Origin of the sequence: Streptomyces filamentosus, from assembly GCF_014654895.1 — a bacterium.
In the GTDB taxonomy this organism is placed as follows: Bacteria; Actinomycetota; Actinomycetes; order Streptomycetales; family Streptomycetaceae; genus Streptomyces; species Streptomyces filamentosus.
In genome coordinates, this window is sequence record NZ_BNBE01000002.1 from 1,211,698 (window position 1) to 1,232,336 (window position 20,639).

The window sequence follows — 20,639 nt, forward strand, 5'->3', positions numbered from 1 at the left end:
GCGTCAGGACTCCTTCACGGGGGGCGACGTGGGATCGCCCCACCATCGCTGGACGGTGAGTCCCCAGGACTCCAGCTCCCCGCCGACGAGGCGGCGCAAGGACGTGGCGTCGCCGAAGCGGTCGGGGATGCCGGTCACAGTCACGGTCAGCCGGTCGCCGGTCCGGAGGAGGCAGAGCGAGGCGCGCAGGCGGGCCCGGTCCGGCAGCACGCCCGGCACGTTCATGGTGCGGACGGCGATGCCGGCGGCCTCCTGCCCGGTGAACCGGGCGATCGCCTCGGGGGTCCGGCCGAAGTTGGAGGCGACGACGGTGGTCTGCTGTGCCCCGGGGTTCTTGAGCCGGTGGGCGTGGCGCTCCGGGAGGAGGTGCCACAGGGGTTCCGGGACGAGGGTGCCGCTGTGCTCGCCCGTGGCGCGGAGCAGTTCCTTCGTCGCCTGCCGGGTCCGCCGGAGGCTCCGGTGCCGGGCGGGGCCGCCGGGCACGGTCAACGGCATCACGACCAGGGCGTTGGCTCGGGCGTCCTGGCCGGACCGCCGCAGGCTCACGGGGATGCCCACGTCGAACGGTTCGGACGGGTCGCCCTCCCCCGCCGCCCGGACGAGGTTGGCGGCGATCTCGACGAAGAGGCTGTTGGTCGTCCCGCCGAACGCGTCCGCCTGCTGCTCCCACCGGGCGGCGTCCGTCTCGAAGATCGCCGAGGTGAAGAACCGCGGCGCGGCCGGGAGTTCGGGGCGGGCCGGGGCCGGGGGCCGCAGTGCGGTCCTGATGCGGGCGAGCCGGTCAGGGTCGGCCAGGGTCGCCGGGAGCCAGCGCGCGGCGGCCAGGCCGCCGTGGAGCGTCTGCCGTGCCAGGTCGACCAGGTCGTCGAGCGGTCCCGGCCCGGCGGACGGGCGGTGGGTGCCGTCCCCGCCCGAGCCGATGGCGCGGAAGATGCCGAGCCCGTCGCAGCGGAAGTGGGGCACCGTCAGCGAGACGAGTGTGCCCTCGCCGTACGGGGCGGCGGCGAGCCGCCACAGGGCGGAACTCCCGGGCGGGAGCGGCGCCTTGACCTGGATGTCGATCCAGTCGGTCAGGGTGGCGTCGGTCAGCGGCGTCGACGTGGTGGCGAGGGCTTCCTGGTTCCTGGCGGGCACCCAGCTGCGGCGGCCCCCGGGAACGGTCGAGCTCCGGGCGCGGCGGCTCAGCCACCCCTGGTCGAGCCCGTCCCACGCGGCGTTCAGCGCGGTGACGGGCACCGGGTCCCGGAAGGTCCACAGCACCTGCACGATCCTGCTGGAGCCGAGTGTGTCGGCGGCGCGGTGGAGCATCTCGTCGGTGGGGTTGAGGCGGACGGTGGCCGTCATCGGGCGGCCACCTCCTGGAGGCGGGCGGCCGCGAGTTCACCGATGCTCGGCGCCAGTTTGAATCCGCCGCCGTTCCAGCCGGTCGCGGTGACGAGACCGCCGAGTTCGGTTCGGACGGTGACCTCGCCGAGCCCGGTCGGCGACGTCGCGTCGTACGCGGTGACGCCGCCGGCGACCGGGGCCGAGGCCAGGTGCGGGTAGCGGTGGCGGACGACCGCGCGGACGCGCTCCTCCTCCTGCGCCGTCACGCCCGGCCGGACGGTCTCGGGGACGTCGGTCTCCTGTGAGGAGACCCCCGCGAGGACCAGGGAATCCGAGCCCCACGGGCGCAGCCAGGCGCCCGTGGTGGCGTCCACCAGGGTGGGGAGCGTGGTGAGACCCGCCGGTTCGCCGACCCGGAACAGGCAGTAGCGGACGGCCCTGGTGCGCAGGGGCAGGTGGACGCCGGCGCTCGCGGCCAGGGAGGTGCTGCCCGTGCCTGCCGCCAGCAGGACGGCCCGGGCGTGCACCGGCCCGGCGGTGGTGTGGACTCCGGTGGCGCGCGAGCCGGACGTGAGCAGGTGGGTGGCGCGGGCCGGGACCAGCTGGAGCCCGGGGCCCGCGTCGCGTGCCATGGCGTGGGCCACCGGTCCGACGGGCAGCCAGCCGGCGTTCGGTTCGTGGACCGCGACCAGGTCGTCGGGCACGTCGAGGGCGGGGAAGCGGGTGGCGAGGTCGTGCGCGGTGAGGATCTCCGCCTCGTGTCCGGCGCTGCGGAGGTCCGCGACCGCGGCGGCGGCCTGCGGGAGGTCGCCGCGCGCCACGAGGCTCAGGCTGCCCTGCCGCCGGATCGCGGGCCAGGTCCCACGGTGGCCCCGGCGCAGGTAGAGGTCCAAGCCGGCGGCGGCCGACCGCCGCCGGGACGCGGACAGGTCGAAGGCGCGGACCAGCCCGCCGGAGGCGCCCGTGGCGCCTCCGGCGATGCCTGCCGGGTCGATGACGGCGACGGCGAGACCGCGGGCGCCCAGCCTCTCGGCCGTGGCGAGCCCGATGATCCCGCCACCGACGACGGCGACATCGGCGGTGGGGGCGGACCGGGTCACGGTGCGATCCCGGCGGCCAGCAGCTTCTCGTGGTCGTGGCTCAGGATCGAGTCGACGATGTCGGTCGCCCGCACCGAGAGCATGGCCAGCGCGCCTGCGTCGCCCATGCCGTGACTCGCCTCGCAGAGCCCGTTGAGGTAGACCTTGAGGGGCCTCGGGGTGCCGGCCTCCGTCTTCAGCTCGATCGAGTAGTCCCGCGCGACGACGGGAGTTCCTTCCTCGTCGAGCGGCAGACGATGGGCGATGCCCTCCAGGAGCGGGTGGTACGGCTCGTCGCCCGGTTCGGCGCCGAAGTCCCTGAAGCCGGTCGCCAGGATGACGACGTCGGTGTCGAGGGTCTCCTCGGTGAGGTGGTTGATGTCGCGCAGGACCATCCGGTGCCCCTGGCCGTGCGGCCTGCTGATGACGGCCTCCCGGAAGGGCCGCATCACGAGCCGGTCGGAGCCGGTCAGGTCGTACTCGCGCTGCACGCCGACGAGGCGGTCGATCACGTCCTGGTCGCAGGCCGCGTAGTTGATGGACCTCAGTTCGTCGCGCAGGCGGCGCTTCTTGGCGCTGGGCAGCGGGTGGAAGTAGTCCACGAACTCGGGCAGGAACACCTGCCTGCTGTAGGGGCTGGTGTCCTTGAGCCGGAACCCGATGCTGCGGTGGACCGCGGTCACCTGCCGCACGTTGGGGCGGCCCAGCAGGTCGAGGATGATCTCGATCGCGCTCTGGCTCGCCCCGACGACGGCGACCCGGATCGCCTTGTCCTTGAAGCGCTCCATGGAGGAGAGGTACTGGGTGGAGTGGAAGACGCTCTCCCCCAGGCCCTTCTGGAACGCGTAGGGGATCCGGGGCGAGCGCCCGGTGCCCACGGAGACGCTGCGGCCGAGGTAGCGGCCGCCGTCGTCGGTGTCGACGCAGAACAGCTCGCTGCCGTCGTCGCCCTCGACGAGCGAGAGGTTCACGGCCGACCGGCCGTAGTCCACCTGGTCGCGGAACGCCTCGGCGACCCAGGCGAGGTAGCCCGAGTACTCCCTGCGCAGCGGGAACTTGGCGTTCAGGTGGAGGTAGTCCGTCAGATCACCGCGCGCGGCGAGGTACTTGACGAAGGTGTGCGGGCTGTCCGGGTTGCGCTGCATGGCCAGGTCGCGGAAGGGGTTGTTCTGGATGTCCGCGCCCGGGAGGAGCTGTTCTTGCTGCCACTGGAACTCGGGGGCCCGCTCGATGAAGTGGGCGAGGCCGGCGCGGCCGCGCTCTTCGAGCGCGACCGCCAGGGAGAGGTTCGCGGGTCCGAACCCCACTCCCAGCACCGGGTGGATCTCATGGGTTGTCACGGTTCACGCATCCTCGACTCGTCGTGCATGCAGGAACGTCGTTGCGGGAGGGACGGGTCCGGAGGTCACGCGCCGAGGAGCGCCGTCTCGGTGATCGCGTTGGTGTCGTCGACGTGGACCACGCGGGACTTGTGGTCGGCGACCTCGTCCGGGGTGAGCTGCGCGTAGCTGATGATGATGACCTTGTCGCCGGTCTCCACGAGGCGGGCGGCGGCGCCGTTGACGATGACCTGGTTGGCTGCCGGCTCGCCGAGGATCGTGTACGTCTCGAAGCGCGCGCCGTTGTTGACGTTGACGACGTGCACCAGCTCGTGGACGCCGATGTCGGCGGCGTCCAGCAGTTCCGGCGAGATGGTGATGGACCCGACGTAGTTCAGGTTGCTGTCGGTGACCGTGGCGCGGTGGATCTTGGCGTTCATGAAGGTGCGCAGCATGGCGGTTCTCCTCGGGGGGTGAAGGTGTCGTCCGTGCGGGAGTGGAGTACGGGGCGGGTCGCCCCGCACGGTCATGCGGTCGGGGCGGGCGGGATCTCCAGGCCGCGGAAGGGGTTCTCCGGCGTGCTGGAGAGGTCGGCGAGCAGGGGGGCCTTGCCGACGGTGGTGGGGCCCGCGAAGGCGGTGGAGATGTTCTCGGCGAGGTCGGGGGTGATCGGCCAGGCCAGGGTGCGCAGGGCCCACAGGAACCGCAGCGCGCCGGAGACCTCGCTCGCGTCGTCGGCCTGGATCCGGGCGGAGCGCAGGGCCAGCACCTCCAGGTGGAGGGCGACCGCCTCGGCGGCCTTGCGGACGCTGAAGTTCTCCAGCCGGTAGGCGTCCTCGAAACGCCGCCGGGACGCTTGCAGGGCCGCGTCCCACCACGGCGAGGGCGTCGCGTCGATGTGGCGGCCGGTCAGGGCTCCGAGCTGTTCGACGATCGCCGTGAGGGGGGCGTCGTAGCGTGCGGCGATGGTGTCGGCCGCGATGGGCTCGCTGAACTCTGCCTGCTGCAGCTCGGGACTGGTCAGGGCGAGCACGAACCGCGCCCGGTCGCGGCCGACGGCCTCCAGGTAGTCGCGCGCCCAGCGCACGTCGCCCTTGCTGGTGGAGAACTTGCGGCCCTCCAGCATGTAGTACTGGTTGGTGAGCGTGCGCGTCCTCGGGAGGGGCACCGGCATGCCGTGGCGGGCCGCGAGCAGCGCCAGGGTCACGTAGACGAAGGCGTTGTAGAAGCCGTTGTCGATGCCGATGAACTGGACGAGTTCGTCGCATTCGGCCTGGGTGTCCAGCCGTGCCTGCTGCAGCCAGTACAGGTGGCCGACGTAGATCTCCGGCCAGGCGTTGATGGCCTGCGGCTGGATGTCGGGGCCGTCCCACTCGACCGTGATGCCCCAGGCCGTGGGGTAGGTGAGGGGGATGTAGGGCAGCCGTCCGGCGAGCGTGTCGGCGACGACCTTGGCCAGGTCCGGGCGCAGCCGGACGTCGGTGGTCCGGTACCAGTTGGTGATCAGGGACCGGTGGCGTTCGAGGTCCAGGACCCAGATCGAGACGGTGCGCCGGGGCAGCGCGGAGGCCGTGTCGGTCACGGGCAGCAAGGCGCCGGGGAGGTTGTAGAGGCCGCATGCCTCGCACACGCCGGCCCTGGCGTGGGCCAGGCAGGTGGGGCAGCGTCCCGTGACGAAGGCCTCGGCCTTGTACTCCCCGGTGTCGGCGTCGTACGGCAGCTCGACCTCGCGGAGGTCGAAGGCGCCGTGCTCCCAGAGGCGGGTGAAGAAGGAGCGGACGAACGCGGTGTAGTCCTCGTCCGGCCGTTCGAACAGGTCGACGTCGACGCCGGCCAGTTCAAGCGACTTCGTCACGCTCTCCAGGGCGTGCTGGATGAGCGCCTCCGGCGTGGTCCCGAGCCGTTCGGCGGTGGTGACGACGTAGGTCTGGTTGTCGTCGGTGCTGGTGGCGAAGGCCACGTCGTGCCCGAGGACCTTCTGGGACCGGGCGCACACGTCGCTGTTGAGGACGGGGCCGGCGAGGTGGCCGAGGTGCAGGTCGCCGTTGGGGGTGGGAGGCGAGAAGGTGACGTTGACGCGGCGCGGGGCGGGAGAGTCGGTCATCACGCGTCCTTGTCGTGCTCGGCGGGCTGGAGCCAGTAGATGCTGACGAAGGTCAGCGGGTCGGACTCGCTGGTGTTCGTGACCTCGTGGTCGGTGCCGTGCGGGATGTAGACGACGTCGCCCGGGGTGATCCGGCGCTCCTCGGTGGCGACGCGCAGGTGGCCCTCACCGCTGATGAAGATGAAGGTCTCGTCGGTGGCGTGGCCGTGGGGCGTGCTGGACTCGGTCGGCCGGATGGAGCACAGGGTGCTGTTCCAGGGCGGGACGACGACGCCGTCCCAGGGGTAGAGCTCGCGGATGTCGCAGCCGTTCTTCCGGATCCGGGCGTCGTCGGCGTCGGTCTTCACGTGCATGGTGGAGGTCCCTTCGATGGGTGCGTCGGTGCCAGCCGGGGGCTAGCCGAGGGAGAGCAGTCGCTGGATGGTGTCGGGGTGAAACGATTCGGCAGAGACGCCGTAGGCTCCCTTGAAGGTGGCGAGGCGGGAGCCGGCCAGCGCCGGGTCGGTGGGCCACGCCTTGGCGTACGCCTTGCGACGGGCGGCGCCTTCGGGGGTGAAGGTCATGTTCATCGCGGTCCGGACGGAGCCCGAGATGCGCAGGCGGCGCATCCTCTCCTCGCGTTCGTCGACGTACGGCTTGAAGATCCCCGGCGACCACGTGGTGCTGGACCGCAGCGCCTCCCAGACCAGGCGGGCGTCCCGAAGGGCGATGGACAGGCCCTGGCCGACGACCGGATCGGTCCAGCCGGCCGCGTCGCCGATCAGCACCGCGCCGGGGACGGCGGGGCCGTCCGTCCAGGCGTCGTTCATCGGGTAGAAGGCGCAGGACTCCGAGGGGGTGACCGCAGCGAACATCTCGCTGTTGGGGATGCAGTCGAGCTGGAACGCCTTGAGGAAGTCGGCCTGCCGGGTCGGGCCGGAGAAGCGGCCCTTCTGGGCGACGTCGTGCAGCAGGTACAGCCGGGCCTTGGCGCCCGCGCGGGGGAAGACGAAGTAGAGCAGGTCCTTCTCGGTACCGATCGAGGTGACGTTGGCGGGCCAGTCGTGGAGGTCCTCCACGAGCATGCCGCCGCCCAACGAGTTCGGCGGAGTCTGGGTCAGGGAGACGCCGAGCTGGCGCCGTACGGTCGAGGTGCGGCCGTCCGCTCCGACGACGAGGCGGCAGGGCACCTCGTACTCGACGTCGTTGTACTCGTAGCGCACGCTGGGACGGGGGCCACCCGTCACCGTGACGTCGCCGATCCCCCGCACGACCGTGGCCCCGGCCTCGGCGGCGGCGGTGGCGAGTGCCTCGCACGCCTCGGGGTGACCGACGTCGAGCACGCCGCGGACGCCGGGAAGCATCTCGTCCAGGTGGAGGGCGTTGGCCCAGGCGGTCGCCGGATCGGTGATCTCGTCGAATCCGACGAAGCGGTCGATGTAGGTGCCCCCCGCGTCGAGCAACTGCTTCTCCAGGCCGAGCGCGAGGAGTTCGACCACGCCCCAGCAGTTGATCACCTCACCGCGCACCTTGTCCCGGTAGACGGTCTGCCGTTCCAGGAGCAGGACGTCGTACCCGTCGCCCGCCAGCGCCGCCGCCAGGGCGGATCCGGCTATTCCTCCGCCGATCACCACTGCGTCCGCACGCTCAACTGTCGCCATGGAATCCTCCGCAGAAGCCCTTTCAGGGCATTGCCGTATTGACCACCCCTGAAATGGGCAGCCGGAAGTCCGAGCTGGTCGAATCGATAGAGTTGCCGCGGGACGGGGAGTGCGGCAATGCAAGAGGGGTCACTGACGGGAGAACCCCCGGGCCCGCGCCCGTTGGAACGGATCAGACCCGCTGACGCCCTTGCGCCTCGGGGCTCTTCAGGTCGCTAAGGGGGAAGCGCCGCCGCCCTGGATCGCCGAGCGGACACTTTCGGTCGCAGATTGAACGACCCTGAGGACCCGTGGAGGCCGACGCCGCCCGCGTACTGATCACACACGCCGGCTCCGCCTCCCTCACCGGTCCGCCCTTGGTACGAGTGTCGGTTGCGGCATCCACGATCCGCGCCGGAGCGGGGAGCGGCAATGCCGACTTGCGAAAATCGCGCCCCGATTCGGGCAAAGATGCGAATGTCGCTTCTTCCGCAAAGATCGAGGGCCGACGGGAGAGTGTTTTTGATGTTCCGTTCCCCGGCTGCCGGCTCCCTCAAGAGGGAAACGCGACAGGACGACGATCAAGAAGACCGGTAAATCTCCGGTGTTCGGCGGAAGTTCATCGAGCGTCTGGGGGGCGGTTCGGGCGCGCGCTCGGACGCTTCCGGCCCGGCGGCCGGTTTCGGGAGGTGCCGGCCGAGTTCGGGCCGTGAACCACTCGTTCACGGACGCTTCCGGGTCCGGCGGCGGCCGGTGCCGCCGGCTTCGGAGCGAGCGCAAGCCCGGCCCGGGTCGGGTCGGGTCGGGTCGGCCCTCGGCCTCCCGGCCTCGACCGTGCCCCGCGCCCTGATGCGCAACGGCCTGAGACGCCCGGCCCACCCGCGAGCCGATCCGCCGCTACGAACGCGCCGGACCCGGCGAGCCGGTCCACGCCGACCTCGAGAAGCTCGGCGACATCCGGACGGCGGCGGCCGTCGGACCGTCGGCAAGGCGGCCGGTGACCACAATCACCACCACATCCCGCTCGACGGGCACCCGCCGATCAGCCGCGTCGACAACGCGCCGGGCCCGTACGCCTGGACGGGGCCGACCCGGCGCAGCCGCCCCCGTCCACCCCGCGCCGTCATCGGCCGGGGCGGGGACCGGCGCACCCGGACGGCTCCTGTCCCTGTCGGCCGGCGGCCCTCACGGCCTGCCGCCCCCTTCGCCGAGCAGCCCGCGTCACGAAGGCGCGAGGCTGGACGGACCGCAGATGCCGCGCTGGATGATGTCCCACATCTGCCTGACCTCTTCCACCGCGCTCGCTTCTCGCGGCTCCTCGACGCTCTGCTCACCGGCAGCGCGCGCCCGGTGCTCGGCGCCGAGAATCAAGAACCGCGACAGCATCGCCAGGTCCTCCGGACGGACCGCGGCGTGCAACTGCCCGTCCCGGTACGCCTGGCTGAAGAGATCCTGTACGGCGGTGATCCAGGACGTCGTCCAGGCGAGTTCTCCGTCCGGCCGCTCGCGGCTGAGCCGTGCCGCGGAGCGGACGGTCGGCTCCTCCTCGAGCAACCGCGCCAGTTCGAGCGTCGCGTCGATGGCCCGGTGCAGCGCGGGGGCCGGGCCCGACGGCAGGGCGGCGAGGGCCGCCCGGGTGACGGTCTGCCCTTTCGCCTGTACGGCGGCGGCGAGTTCGCCCTTGGTCGAGAAGTGGAACGTCAGGGCGCCCATGGTTATCCCGGCGGCCCGGCAGATCCGGTTCAGTGCGGCGCCGGCGTAGCCGCTCCGATCGAACTCGGTCGCTGCGGCGTCCACCAGGGCCTGCCGGGTGCGTACCGCCCGTAACTGCCTCGCCATGCATGTCTCCGGTGCGCTGGTTGGTGGTCAACAACGGCCCCTTCCGGCGCCGCCAGCGAGGACGGCAGATAAGCGCACCACGCGTACTACAGGCGCCGCGAAGGCGGAGTGCGCCGCCCGGCCCGCCCCCGGATCGGTCCGACGGCGGAGCCTCGGACGGCCCTCCACGGGAGCGGAACGTACCTGCGGCCCCCTTCCTGCGGGCGCTACCGAGGGGCCGACCTCGTTGCCCGGCAGTCGTGGCGGCAAGTGTGGCGCCGCAGGTCAACGTCGACAAGCCCGTCGATCACGGTTGGCCGGTTCACACAGAGTCAGGCCTCCGGCCCCGAAGGCGCGGACTTCGAGGGCGGGTTGGCCGGTTCGCTCCGCCAGAAAAATAGCAGCTTCTATTATTCTTTGGTCGTCGATCTCTGAGCCACCCCCCCCGGAGCCCATCATGATCAACTTCGCATGCGATGACGATCGGTTGTCCATCTTGGGAGAACAGCATCGAGTCGCCGGTTTCGCCGATCAGCTCTTCACCCACTTACCACGGGCGGACCAGCGCCGCTGGGCCGCCGCGTATCTGCTGGGACTCCTGGCGGTCTCGGGCAGGAAGTCCATGCGCAGCCTGGCTGCCGCCATCACCGACTCCCCCACCGCCTCGCAGTCGCTGCACCGCTTCGTCAACGCCAGCCCGTGGGAGTGGGAGCCGGTCCGGGGCCAGCTGAGGCGCTGGGTCGAAGAGCGGACGCGGCCGAAGGCGTGGACCATCGGTGTCGCCGTGGTGCCCAAGCGTGGCGACCAGTCGTGCGGGGTGCACCGCAGGTTCGTGCCGGCCCTGGGCCGGACCATCAACTGCCAAGTCGGCATCGGGCAGTTCCTGGCCACGAGCCGCGGTCCGATTCCCGTGGACTGGCGTCTGCACCTGCCCGGCGAATGGAGCGAGGAGAAGCTGCGCCGCCGCACTCGCATTCCCGAGGCCGTCCACCCCGTTCCGGCCTGGGCACAAGTGCTCGACCTCGCCGACACGATGGCTGCCGACGCGTCCCCTCCCCTGCCGCTCGTGGTGGATCTCCGCGAGTACACGGAGCCCGATCGGCTCCTCCTGGGGCTGCGGCAGCGCGCCCGCGACTTCGTCGTCGCCGTCCCCGACAGCCTGGCGGTCCAGCTTCCCGGGGCGGTCCGGCCCTCCGGTCCGGCCGCCGACCGTTCTGCTTCGCCGATCAGCGCGCGTCGTTTCCTGGAGACAGAAGGTGAACTGCTGCGCTCGGTCCTGGGCACGAGCCACCTTCGCCCCTCGGGCCTGACCCGTGTGGTCACCGGACTGGTGCGCCTGCCCCGCGGTCCGCAGCCGCAACGCTTCTACCGGCTGTTCGCCGAGGTCCCCCGCGAGGGCGACCAGCCCACCGCACTGTGGCTCACCACCCTCGTTCACCTGTCGCTCGAGGAACTGCTGGAGCTGGCGTCCTTGCCGGCCACCATCCCCCGGGCGCTGCGCCGCCTGGAGGGCAGCTTCGGACTCCAGGACTTCGAAGGCAGGTCCTATCCCGGCTGGCATCGCCATGTGACGCTGGTGTCGGCGGCCTGCGGCTTCCAGGAACTGTCGGAAGTCGATCCGGCCGGCCTTCCCGGCACGGTTCCCCCCGCCCGTCTGATCAGGGCGCCCCGACGTCCGGCGCAGCTTCCGGCCTGACCCCGCGCAATACCGCGCGACAGGTCCCGTGGCACGGGAGGACCCGTGCCACGGGACGGGGGTCGCGCGCACTGCCCCTGGCACACGGCCGACGGGCGCTCCGGCCCCGCTCGGGTCACCGGGGTTCTCCGGCGCGGTGCGGATCACTGCTCGACGTGGTTCACACCGCGCTCCACCCGCCGTCCACCGCCACCGCTCCGCCGGTGACGAACGACGCCCGGCCACTGCACAGCCACAGCGCGGCCTGCGCGATCTCCTCCGGGTCCGCCAGCCGCTTCTGCACCGCACGTCTGGTCAGCCTCTCGACCGCCTCGGGGGTGCCGTCCAGGTACGGCTCCAGCTGATGCGTGCGGGTGGCTCCCACCGTCAGCGCGTTCACCCGAATTCCAGCGGCGCCGTACTCCGCCGCGGCGGCTCGGGTGAGACCGAGGACCGCGTGCTTGGCGGCGATGTACGGCGTCGTGGCGCCCGTCGCCGAATGCCCGGCGACGCTGGATGTGTTGACGATCGCGCCACCGTGCTCCTGGCGCAGCATGACGGGGATCTGCTGGCGCATGCAGTTCCAGACGCCCCGCACGTTGACGTCCATGACCGTGTCGTAGGCGTCCTCGTCCAGTTCGTGCAGGACGGGGCCGAAGGCCCCCACCCCGGCGTTGTTGAAGGCGGCGTCCAGTGCGCCGAACTCCCCGACCGCCCGGGCGACGGCCTCCTCCATCTCTTCGGGGATCCGCACGTCTCCCGGCACGGCCAGCGCCCTCCCCCCGTCTCCGCGGATCGCCTCGGCCAGTTCACGCAACGCGTCCTTGCGCCGGGCCACCAGCACGACGGCCGCGCCCTCCCTGGCGAAGAGCTTCGCAGCGGCGGCCCCGATGCCGCTCGACGCTCCAGTGATCATGACTGTGCGACCCTGTAACGCTCCCACCATGTGTGACATAGCCAGATTCAACGCCATATCCGGCGGGCACGGCAGCCCCTCCGGAGCGATCAGGTTCGATTCACGCCATCCGGAAGGGAAGCGCCCTCGTCGAAGCGCAGCGTCTCGATGACCCGGCCCGCGCATTCCTCGCTGGCGATGAGCGGCAGCAGGAGGACCCACATCTGCCGGATGCGGTCCGGAAGGTCCTTTCGACCGCTGTCGAGCTGGGCGTTCATCTGCGCCCCGGTGCAGGCGTTGACCAGGAGCTGCGCCAGCGACCGCACCTCCACGTCCGGCCGCAGCTCACCGTTCTCGCTGGCCTCGTGCAGGAACGGCTGGAGCACCTCCGCCCACTGCCGGTAGGAGTTGCCCGCCTCGTCGCAGACGAAGTACTCCTGGTCCATCACCAGTCGGGCACCCGCCAGCAGTAAAGGGTCCTCCCTCAACTGCGTCGCCCACGCCACGGTGACGTCCACGGCACCCTGCACGCCGGCGGCCATGGACCTGGTCACCAGATCCGGCTGGCTCCGCACGATCTCGCGGGCCAGCTCCTCCTTCGATTCGAAGTGGAAGTAAAGCGCCCCCAGCGTCAGGTTCGCCCGCCTCGTGATCTTGCTGACGCTCGCCCCGGCGAAACCGAGTTCGGCGAAGACCTCTGCGCCCGCCTTCAGGATGGCCGCTCGTGTCCGGGCACTCCGCTCTTGTTGAGCCATGCACCTACCCCCCACTCCCTCGACAATAAACATAGTCATCTCTATGTTACTGCGCAGGGTTCATTCGCCTCGTGGGGGTGCCGTAGCCACTGCACCCCAACTCCCGTCCTTCCAAGGGAAACTACCGGTGAACATCACAACTGGCTTAATCGTGCCTCTCGAAGGCATCCAGCCCGCCCCCAAGGCCCTGACCCGCAAGACCGCACCCGGTCAGGCGTTCCTGTCGGGGTGGCGGCGCCACGATGACGGCGTCTCCCACACCGTCATCGCCAACTGGCCCGCGCACCACCCCTTCTACACCTCCCACAAGGGGCACTATCACCCCCTCCTCCTCTCCGAGACGATCCGCCAGTCCCTCGCCCTGTTGTCACACGTCGCCCACGACGTACCCCTCGACTTCCGCCTGGGCTGGGAGTCCTACGACAGTTCCGTCGTCCCGGCGGCCATGCGGACCCGGTCGACTCCGGCCGTCGTGCACCTGACGGCCTCCCACACCGAGGTGACCCGTCACCGCCTCGGATCCGTCCGCCTCGCCGCCCAGATCACGGCGACACGCGACGGAGAACCCCTCGGCATCGCCCGCGTCCGCTACACCGCCCACCCCCCGGCGATATACGACAGGCTTCGCGGGTCCTACGCGGACGCGCGGGCCAGCACGGCGCGCGCCCTCCCCCTCGGGCCGGCCCTCGACGACGCCACCCGGGGCCGGCAGACCTCTCTGGACGACGCCGTCCTGAGCCCGCTCGGAGAGTCGCATCGCTGGCAACTGCGCGTGAACACCGCCAACCGCTCCTTCTTCGACCACGCACACGACCACATACCGGGGCTGGTGTTCCTCGAAGCCGCCGCCCAGGCCGCACACGCCCTGTCCGACGCCGCCCAGACCGTTCCCACGGAGTTCGACGCCCGGTTCGTCCGCTACGTCGAGCTGGACTCGCCCTGCTGGGTCGAGGCGACCCCGCTGCGTCGCAGCAGGAACGGAGTCATACGCACGAAGGTCACCGGGCACCAGACCGGCAACGAGGTCTTCTCCGTGCACGTGACCGCCCTCGAGCACGCCTGAGACCACGGCCTCGCGGCAGACCGCGCGCCCCGCACCACCGCCCACGGCTCTCGTGAGTCCTGTGATCGTGGCGCCCCCACGCCACGATCACAGATTCCGGAGCGTCTCCCCCTGGCGCGTTCCGTCCGTCCCGCGCGAACGCCCCGGGGCGTCTCACCCCGATCCGTCCCACCTGCGCAGGTGCCGCTCTCCGCAGTCAGCACCGAGTCGGCCCGGGAGGGGTGGACACGGGTGCCGACATGGGGTTTCAGGCAGCACGGAAGCCGGCACGGCCACCTCGTGCCGTCCCCGGTCGACACAACACGGGCAGGCGCTGATCCGGCTGTTCCGCAGACCTCCGCGAGGCCGCGCAGGCAGGTCATGGCGGCCGGGCGCATGCGGGAGTGCTGAACTATGGTGTCCCACCACATACGCCGCTGACCTGCGGCTTCCTACGGTGTGGCGACACCGAAACGTCCCCGCCCTGCCTGGAAGTGGTGCACATGGCCGCCGCAAGAACCGCTCCGACGCCGCCCGGATCCCTCAAGCGCATCGTCGCCGCCAGCCTCATCGGCACGACCATCGAGTGGTACGACTTCTTCCTCTACGGGTCCGCCGCGGCGCTCGTGTTCAACAAGCTGTTCTTCCCCGACTCGGATCCGCTCGTCGGCACGCTGCTCTCCTTCCTCACCTACGCGGTCGGGTTCGCCGCCCGGCCGCTCGGCGCGCTGGTGTTCGGGCACTACGGTGACCGGCTCGGCCGGAAGAAGCTGCTGGTCCTGAGCCTGCTGCTGATGGGCGGCGCGACCTTCGCGATCGGTCTGCTGCCGACGCACGCGACGGTCGGGTCCGCCGCGCCGCTGCTGCTCACCGCGCTGCGGCTGGTGCAGGGCTTCGCGCTGGGCGGCGAGTGGGGCGGGGCCGTGCTGCTCGTGTCGGAGCACGGGGACGCGAAGCGGCGCGGCTTCTGGGCTTCCTGGCCGCAGACCGGCGCCCCGGCCGGGCAGCTGCTGGCGACCGGTGTGCTGTCGGCGCTGACCGCGCTGCTGTCCGAGTCGGCGTTCACCTCGTGGGGGTGGCGGATCCCGTTCCTGCTCTCCGGCGTGCTGGTGATCGTCGGCCTGTGGATCCGGCTGTCCGTCGACGAGTCGCCCGTCTTCAAGGCCGCGCTCGCCGCCGCCGAGGAGCGCAAGGCCGCCGCCGGCACCGTCGAGAAGCTGCCGCTCGTCGCCGTCCTGCGCCACCACTGGAAGGACGTCCTCGTCGCGATGGGCGCCCGCATGGCGGAGAACATCTCCTACTACGTCATCACCGCCTTCATCCTCGTCTACGCGACGACCTCCGTCGGCCTCTCCAAGCAGACCGCCCTCAACGCCGTGCTCATCGGCTCGGCCGTGCACTTCGCCGTCATCCCGCTGTGGGGCGCGCTCTCCGACCGGATCGGCCGCCGCCCGGTGTACCTCGTCGGCGCGGTGGGCGTGGGCCTGTGGATGTTCCCCTTCTTCGCCCTCATCGACCGGGGGTCGTTCGGCAGCCTGCTGCTCGCGGTGACGGTCGGCCTGGTCCTGCACGGCGCCATGTACGCCCCGCAGGCCGCGTTCTTCTCCGAGATGTTCGCGACCCGGATGCGCTACTCGGGTGCCTCCATCGGCGCCCAGTTCTCCTCCGTCGCGGCCGGTGCGCCCGCCCCGCTGATCGCGACCGCGCTCCTCGCCGACTACGACAGCTCGACCCCGATCGCCCTGTACGTGATCGCCGCCGCGCTGCTCACGGTCGTGGCCATCGCCTGTGCCAAGGAGACCCGCAACGCCGACCTCACCGAGGCCGGCGAGCCGAGCCCGGCGGCCTCCCGGGTCGGCGCCGACGCCTGACCCGCGGCCGGAACCCGGCCCCGTACCCCCTCCCGGGGTGCGGGGCCTTCCCCTTTCTCCCCGGCGCCGGTTCCCGGCGATCAGCCGGGGGCGACCGGCGACGACAGGGCGTGCAGGCGGAGCGCCAGCTGTATCTCCAGGGCGCGGGAGGGCGTCTGCCAGTCCGGGCCGAGGAGCCGGCCGACCCGTTCGAGGCGCTGGGCCACCGTGTTGACGTGGACGTGCAGGTCGTCCTTGGTGCGGGCCGGGCTCATCCCGCTGGCGAAGTAGGCGTCCAGGGTGCGCACCAGGTCGGTGCCGCGGCGGCCGTCGTAGGCGACGACCTGGCCTATCGTGCGCTCCACGAAGCCGCCGATGTCGCGGCTGTCGGCGAGCAGCAGGCCGAGGAAGCCGAGGTCCTCGGCGGCCGCGCCCTCCCCGGCGCGGTGCAGCAGCCGGAGCGCGTCGAGGCAGCGGCGGGCCTCCTGGTACGCCCCCGCCACCTGGTCCGGGTGGTCGAGCGGGGCCCGTACGGCCGCGGAGGCGCCGACGGTGACGGGCTCGCGGAGGGCCCCGCCCAGGTGGCGGGCGGTCTGCCGGGCCAGTTCGGCGGCGCTCTCGCCGGGGCCCAGCGGCAGCAGGAGGACCGTACCGCCGTCGCGGGCGGAGGCGAGGCCGCGGCGGGTGGCGGCGAGGTGGGAGGCGGCGGACCACAGGCGCTGCCGGTCGGCGCTCTCGCGGCCGGAGGGCTCGGCGCCTCCGGTGGGTCCGGCCCGGTCGATGCGGGCGGCGAGCACCACGTGGGGCGCGTCGCTGTCGGTGCGGAGCCGGGCGGCGCGCTCGCGCAGCAGGCTGCGGTCCCGGTCGGGGGCGTCGAGGAGGTCGTCGAGCAGTTCGCCGCGGACGCGCTGTTCGGCCTCGCCCGCCGAACGGCGGGCGAGCAGCAGCAGGGAGGTGACGAGCGCGGCCCGCTCCAGGGTGCGCAGGTCGACGGGGTCGAGGTCGGGCCGGCCGCGCAGGACGAGCGCGCCCAGGTGCTCGCCGCCGGCGGAGACGGCGGCGACCCAGTCGTCGCCGGCGCGGACCGCGTGCCCGCCGGCGCGGCGGACGGCGCCGGCGGGGGTCTCGGTGAACTCGACGGTGCCGCCGAGGACCTCGGAGACGGCTTCGGCGACGTCGTGGACGCCGCCGCCGCGCAGCACCAGTTCCGAGAGCCGGTCGTGGACCTCGGAGGCGCGCTCGATGACGGCGCTGTGCTCGCGGATGATGTCGTTGGCCCGCTCCAGTTCGGCGAGGGCGGAGCGGGTCTCGGCGAGCAGGTTGGCGGTGTCGATGGCGACGGCCGCGTGGGCGGCGAAGGAGCCGAGGAGGGCGACCTGCTCGCGTTCGAAGACGCGGGCCCGGCGGTCGGCGGCGAAGAGCACGCCGATGACCTGGCTGCCGAGGCTGAGCGGCACGCCGAGGATGGCGACGAGGCCCTCGTCGTGGACGGCGGTGTCGATGGTGCGGGTGTGCTGGAACCGCTCGTCGTCGAAGTAGTCGGCGGTGACGTACGGCCGGGCGGTCTGCGCGACCAGGCCGCCGAGGCCCTCGCCCATGCCCAGCCTGAGCTGCTGGAAGCGCGCGGAGACGGAGCCCTCGGTGACCCGCATGTAGGTGTCGCCGGCCGCCGGGTCGTTGAGGCTCAGGTAGGCGACCTCGGTGCCGAGGAGGGAGCGGGCGCGCTGGACGATGGCGCGCAGCACCGCGTCGAGGTCGCGGAGTCCCGCGAGGTCGTGGGCGGTCGCGAAGAGCGCGGACAGCTCGGCCTCGCGCCGCCGCCGCCCCTCCAGCTCCGCGCGGACCCGCAGCGCGAGCTGTTTGGCCTCCTCCAGGCCGGCCAGCGCCTCGGGGCCCGCGCCGCTCGCGCGGGCGAGGAGCACGGGCCGGTCGTAGGCCTCCGTGGCGGCTCCCCGGGCGAGGAGTTCCAGGTAGGAGACGTGTTCGTGGGACATGGACACAGGGATACCTGCCGGAGGTGTGGCCGCACCACCCCTGTGGACGATTCCTGTGGACGACGGGGGCGGAGCGGTTCTAGTGGGCGGTCCAGCCGCCGTCGAGGACGAGGGAGGTGCCGGTGATGAAGGCGGCCTGCGGGGAGCAGAGGTAGAGGACGGCCTCGGCGACCTCCTCGGGTTCGACGAGCCGCTTGAGCGCCGAGTCCCGCAGCAGGATCTCGGTGAGGACGCGTTCCTCGGGGATGCCGTGGGCGGCGGCCTGGTCGGCGACCTGCCGCTCGACGAGGGGGGTGCGGACGTAGCCGGGGCTGACGCAGTTGGAGGTGACGCCGTGCGGGGCGCCCTCCAGGGCGGCGGTCTTGGACAGGCCCTCCAGGCCGTGCTTGGCGGCGACGTAGGCGGACTTGAACGGGGAGGCCCGCAGGCCGTGCACGGAGGAGAGGTTGACGACGCGGCCCCAGCCCTGGGCGTACATGTGCGGGAGGGCTCCCCTGATGAGCCGGAAGGGGGCCTCCAGCATCACGGTGAGGACGGTGTGGAAGACCTCGGGCGGGAAGTCCTCCAGGGGGCGGACGAGCTGGAGGCCCGCGTTGTTGACGAGGATGTCGGCGCCCGCGGCGGTCTCCTCCGCGGCGTCGAGGTCGGTGAGGTCGAGCAGTCGCGGCTCGACGGTCCCGGGGAGGCCGGCGGCCCCGGCGGCCAGTTCCTCCAGTCCCTCGGCGGCCCGGTCGACGGCTCTGACCCGGGCCCCGGCGGCGGCCAGCCGCAGCGCGCAGGCGCGCCCGATGCCGCCGGCCGCGCCGGTGACGACCGCGGTGCGGCCGGCGAGGTCGAGGGCGAGGGCGGCCGGGTGCGGCAGTGCGGCCGGGGCGGCGGGGGCGGTGGTGGGGGCGCTCATGCTCCGCACCCTACGAAGGGGCCCCTCCCCCACCGATGTGCGTCCGGCCCATACTTCAGGCGGACGGTGTGGTGCGGAACCATGTGGGTCCGTCGGCGAGCGCCTTCTCGATCCGCCAGTGGGAGAAACGCTTCATCTCAGGGAGGGCGCCGATCTCGAACCAGCCGACCTCGGTCGACTCGTCGTCGTTGACGCGGGCCTCGCCGCCGACGGCCCGGCAGACGAAGGCCACGTCCATGTACTGGCAGACGTCGCCGTTGGCGTAGACGACCGGCTTGCGCAGGGTCTCCACCAGGAGGACCCGTTCGGGCACGCACAGGACCCCGGTCTCCTCCTCAACCTCGCGGACCGCGCAGTCGGCGGGCTGCTCGCCGGGTTCGACGATGCCGCCGATCACGGCCCACGCGCCGGTGTCCGCGCGGCGGCCGAGCAGGACCCGGCCCCGGTCGTCGAGGACGACGGCGCTGACCCCGGGCAGGAAGAGGAGCTGGTGCCCGGCGGTCTTGCGCAGTTCGAGGATGAAGTCAGGGGTAGCCATGCGGTCGACCCTAGATCATCTCCCGGGGCGGGCCCGGGCCTTCAGGGGGCGGGCCCGTGGCTTCAGGGCCGGGCCCGGCGGGCGCGTACGGAGCGGGCCGCGGCCCAGCCGAGTCCGGCGGCCGCGACGGCGGCGAGCAGGGCCTCGGGGAGGGTGCCGAGCCGGGTGGCGGGGGTCTTCGTGGAGCGCAGCGGCACCTCCTCGACCAGGTAGTCGGGGGTGAACATCTTCGTCTGCGCCACGATCTCGCCGTCGGGGCGGATGACGGCGCTGACGCCGCTGGTGACGGGGACGACGACCGCGCGGCTGTGTTCCACGGCCCGCACCCGGGACATCGCGAGCTGCTGGTAGGTCATCTCGCTGCGGCCGAAGGTGGCGTTGTTGCTGGGGACGGTGATCAGCTGGGCCCCGTGGGTGACGGTGTCGCGGACGGCCCAGTCGAAGGCGGCCTCGTAGCAGGTGGCGAGGCCGACCCTGGTGCCGGCGAGGTCGAAGACGCCGACCGCGCTGCCGGGGCCGAAGTCGCGGGCGACGCGGTCCACGTCGCTGTTGAAGAGGCGGACGACGGACCGCATCGGGATGTACTCGCCGAAGGGCTGGACGTGCCGCTTGTCGTAGGTGGCGACGGGCCCCTCGCCGGGCTCCCACTGGATGAGGGTGTTGCGGAGCTTGCCGGTGGGCGGGGCGATCACGGCGCCGACGACCGTGGGGGCCTCGACGGCGTCGACGGCGTCCGTGATGACGGCGGCGGCGTCGGCGTTGGCGTAGGGGTCGATGTCGGAGGAGTTCTCGGGCCACAGGACGAAGTCCGGCTGGGGCTTCGTGCCGGCCTTCACCTCGGCGGCGAGTTCGCGGGTGCGGGCAGCGTGGTTGTCGAGGACCTGGCGGCGCTGGGCGTTGAAGTCGAGGCCGAGGCGGGGCACGTTGCCCTGGATGGCGGCGACGGTGGCGGTGCCGTCCTCGGGTGCGTCGCTGACGAGCGGCAGGGCGGCGAGGGCGCCGGTGACCGGGGCGAGGACGCAGAGCGCGGCGGCGGCGAGCGGGCCGCGCGGGAGGGTGCCGGTGGCGCGGTGGTGGAGGACCGGACGGACCGCGGCGTAGAGGCCGAGGCCACAGAGGGCGACGGCGAAGCCGAGGACCGGGGTGCCGCCGACGGCGGCGAGGGGGAGGAAGACGCCGTCGGCCTGGCCGAAGGCGATCTTGCCCCAGGGGAAGCCGCCGAAGGGCACGCGCGCGCGTGCCGCCTCGCCGAGGATCCACACGCCCGCGGCGAAGACCGGCCACCAGGGCAGCCGGGAGACGGCCGCGACGCCGAGGCCGACGGCGGCGACGAAAAGGGCCTCGATCGCGGCGAGCGCCAGCCACGGCACCGGCCCCACCTCTTCACCGGTCCAGACGAGGAGCGGCAGGAGGAAGCCGAGGCCGGCGAGGTACCCGAGGCCGAAGCCGGCGCGGAGGCGGCGGCCGTACAGGGTCCATCCGAGGAGCGCGAAGGCGGGCAGCGCGAGCCACCACAGGGGGCGCGGCGGGAAGCTCAGGTAGAGCAGGGCGCCGGAGAGCAGTGCCGCTGCGGGGCGGACGAACCGCGCGGCCCGGCCGAAGCGGCGCGCCGGGGCGTCGGTCGCGGGCGTGTCGGCGGCTCCGGCCGCGTCGGGGGTGATGGTGGTGCTCACCTTGCGGAGTGTACGGGGCGTGCCTGTTGACGCCCGGTCCGGCACGGTACG

Annotated in this window: 17 protein-coding genes; 3 read left to right on the forward strand and 14 right to left on the reverse strand. The window is 72.4% G+C overall.

Going from position 1 to position 20,639, the window contains the following annotated elements; genetic code table 11:
* Positions 1-3 precede the first annotated feature (3 nt).
* The 8 genes from IE326_RS24315 to IE326_RS24350 form a co-directional block, all read right to left on the reverse strand.
* Positions 4-1,344 carry a hypothetical protein gene (locus tag IE326_RS24315; protein WP_190042995.1) on the reverse strand — a complete coding sequence of 447 codons (1,341 nt, stop codon included), beginning with the start codon at positions 1,342-1,344 and terminating at the stop codon, positions 4-6.
* Positions 1,341-2,426: an NAD(P)/FAD-dependent oxidoreductase gene (locus IE326_RS24320; RefSeq protein ID WP_190042996.1), complete on the reverse strand. Its 1,086-nt coding sequence runs from the start codon at positions 2,424-2,426 to the stop codon at positions 1,341-1,343. Before IE326_RS24320 ends, IE326_RS24315 begins: the two co-directional genes overlap by 4 nt.
* Complete coding sequence (locus tag IE326_RS24325) at positions 2,423-3,745, reverse strand: SidA/IucD/PvdA family monooxygenase (RefSeq protein WP_190042997.1); 1,323 nt, start codon at positions 3,743-3,745, stop codon at positions 2,423-2,425. Before IE326_RS24325 ends, IE326_RS24320 begins: the two co-directional genes overlap by 4 nt.
* A gap of 65 nt (positions 3,746-3,810) precedes the next feature.
* Positions 3,811-4,179, reverse strand: a complete 369-nt coding sequence (gene panD / locus IE326_RS24330; protein ID WP_030496153.1) for an aspartate 1-decarboxylase — start codon at positions 4,177-4,179, stop codon at positions 3,811-3,813.
* Positions 4,180-4,250: 71 nt separating this feature from the next.
* On the reverse strand, positions 4,251-5,828 hold the full coding sequence (locus tag IE326_RS24335) for a class I tRNA ligase family protein (protein ID WP_150226843.1): 1,578 nt from the start codon (positions 5,826-5,828) through the stop codon (positions 4,251-4,253).
* On the reverse strand, positions 5,828-6,181 hold the full coding sequence (locus IE326_RS24340; protein WP_150226844.1) for a cupin domain-containing protein: 354 nt from the start codon (positions 6,179-6,181) through the stop codon (positions 5,828-5,830). The genes IE326_RS24335 and IE326_RS24340 overlap by 1 nt, the downstream gene beginning before the upstream one ends.
* A 42-nt stretch (positions 6,182-6,223) precedes the next feature.
* Positions 6,224-7,468, reverse strand: a complete 1,245-nt coding sequence (locus tag IE326_RS24345; RefSeq protein WP_150226845.1) for an FAD-dependent oxidoreductase — start codon at positions 7,466-7,468, stop codon at positions 6,224-6,226.
* A gap of 1,200 nt (positions 7,469-8,668) precedes the next feature.
* Entirely contained in the window at positions 8,669-9,286 is a 618-nt protein-coding gene (locus IE326_RS24350; protein WP_190042998.1) for a TetR family transcriptional regulator, read from the reverse strand.
* A gap of 436 nt (positions 9,287-9,722) precedes the next feature.
* Here IE326_RS24350 and IE326_RS24355 point away from each other — a divergent pair, with 436 nt between their 5' ends.
* Entirely contained in the window at positions 9,723-10,961 is a 1,239-nt protein-coding gene (locus IE326_RS24355; protein ID WP_229915597.1) for an IS701 family transposase, read from the forward strand.
* A 160-nt stretch (positions 10,962-11,121) separates the two neighbouring features.
* Here the strand turns inward: IE326_RS24355 and IE326_RS24360 are convergent, their stop codons facing one another.
* Positions 11,122-11,856: an SDR family NAD(P)-dependent oxidoreductase gene (locus tag IE326_RS24360; protein ID WP_229915598.1), complete on the reverse strand. Its 735-nt coding sequence runs from the start codon at positions 11,854-11,856 to the stop codon at positions 11,122-11,124.
* Positions 11,857-11,945: 89 nt separating this feature from the next.
* Positions 11,946-12,590 carry a ScbR family autoregulator-binding transcription factor gene (locus IE326_RS24365; RefSeq protein ID WP_190043000.1) on the reverse strand — a complete coding sequence of 215 codons (645 nt, stop codon included), beginning with the start codon at positions 12,588-12,590 and terminating at the stop codon, positions 11,946-11,948.
* Positions 12,591-12,741: 151 nt separating this feature from the next.
* Between IE326_RS24365 and IE326_RS24370 the strand changes: the two genes are divergently transcribed.
* Together IE326_RS24370 and IE326_RS24375 are read left to right on the forward strand one after the other, a co-directional pair.
* Positions 12,742-13,653 carry a ScbA/BarX family gamma-butyrolactone biosynthesis protein gene (locus IE326_RS24370; RefSeq protein ID WP_229915599.1) on the forward strand — a complete coding sequence of 304 codons (912 nt, stop codon included), beginning with the start codon at positions 12,742-12,744 and terminating at the stop codon, positions 13,651-13,653.
* A gap of 482 nt (positions 13,654-14,135) precedes the next feature.
* Positions 14,136-15,503, forward strand: a complete 1,368-nt coding sequence (locus tag IE326_RS24375) for an MFS transporter (protein ID WP_150226858.1) — start codon at positions 14,136-14,138, stop codon at positions 15,501-15,503.
* An 80-nt stretch (positions 15,504-15,583) separates the two neighbouring features.
* Here IE326_RS24375 and IE326_RS24380 read toward each other — a convergent pair whose 3' ends face one another.
* The 4 genes from IE326_RS24380 to lnt form a co-directional block, all read right to left on the reverse strand.
* On the reverse strand, positions 15,584-17,476 hold the full coding sequence (locus IE326_RS24380) for a helix-turn-helix domain-containing protein (protein ID WP_190043001.1): 1,893 nt from the start codon (positions 17,474-17,476) through the stop codon (positions 15,584-15,586).
* Between the two features lie 79 nt (positions 17,477-17,555).
* A complete protein-coding gene (locus tag IE326_RS24385) occupies positions 17,556-18,377 on the reverse strand; it encodes a 3-hydroxybutyrate dehydrogenase (protein ID WP_150226860.1) in 822 nt (273 codons plus the stop codon).
* Between the two features lie 55 nt (positions 18,378-18,432).
* A complete protein-coding gene (locus tag IE326_RS24390) occupies positions 18,433-18,915 on the reverse strand; it encodes an NUDIX hydrolase (RefSeq protein ID WP_190043002.1) in 483 nt (160 codons plus the stop codon).
* Between the two features lie 62 nt (positions 18,916-18,977).
* Positions 18,978-20,588: an apolipoprotein N-acyltransferase gene (lnt, locus tag IE326_RS24395; RefSeq protein ID WP_190043003.1), complete on the reverse strand. Its 1,611-nt coding sequence runs from the start codon at positions 20,586-20,588 to the stop codon at positions 18,978-18,980.
* Positions 20,589-20,639: the final 51 nt, after the last annotated feature.

What these genes read in the sequence shown, in the direction of transcription:
- IE326_RS24315 (WP_190042995.1), bottom strand. Translation starts at nt 1,344, where the DNA reads ATGACGGCCACCGTCCGCCTCAACCCCACCGACGAGATGCTCCACCGC.
- panD (WP_030496153.1), bottom strand. Translation starts at nt 4,179, where the DNA reads ATGCTGCGCACCTTCATGAACGCCAAGATCCACCGCGCCACGGTCACC.
- IE326_RS24335 (WP_150226843.1), bottom strand. Translation starts at nt 5,828, where the DNA reads ATGACCGACTCTCCCGCCCCGCGCCGCGTCAACGTCACCTTCTCGCCT.
- IE326_RS24340 (WP_150226844.1), bottom strand. Translation starts at nt 6,181, where the DNA reads ATGCACGTGAAGACCGACGCCGACGACGCCCGGATCCGGAAGAACGGC.
- IE326_RS24345 (WP_150226845.1), bottom strand. Translation starts at nt 7,468, where the DNA reads ATGGCGACAGTTGAGCGTGCGGACGCAGTGGTGATCGGCGGAGGAATA.
- IE326_RS24350 (WP_190042998.1), bottom strand. Translation starts at nt 9,286, where the DNA reads ATGGCGAGGCAGTTACGGGCGGTACGCACCCGGCAGGCCCTGGTGGAC.
- IE326_RS24355 (WP_229915597.1), top strand. Translation starts at nt 9,723, where the DNA reads ATGATCAACTTCGCATGCGATGACGATCGGTTGTCCATCTTGGGAGAA.
- IE326_RS24360 (WP_229915598.1), bottom strand. Translation starts at nt 11,856, where the DNA reads ATGATCACTGGAGCGTCGAGCGGCATCGGGGCCGCCGCTGCGAAGCTC.
- IE326_RS24365 (WP_190043000.1), bottom strand. Translation starts at nt 12,590, where the DNA reads ATGGCTCAACAAGAGCGGAGTGCCCGGACACGAGCGGCCATCCTGAAG.
- IE326_RS24375 (WP_150226858.1), top strand. Translation starts at nt 14,136, where the DNA reads ATGGCCGCCGCAAGAACCGCTCCGACGCCGCCCGGATCCCTCAAGCGC.
- IE326_RS24380 (WP_190043001.1), bottom strand. Translation starts at nt 17,476, where the DNA reads ATGTCCCACGAACACGTCTCCTACCTGGAACTCCTCGCCCGGGGAGCC.
- IE326_RS24385 (WP_150226860.1), bottom strand. Translation starts at nt 18,377, where the DNA reads ATGAGCGCCCCCACCACCGCCCCCGCCGCCCCGGCCGCACTGCCGCAC.
- IE326_RS24390 (WP_190043002.1), bottom strand. Translation starts at nt 18,915, where the DNA reads ATGGCTACCCCTGACTTCATCCTCGAACTGCGCAAGACCGCCGGGCAC.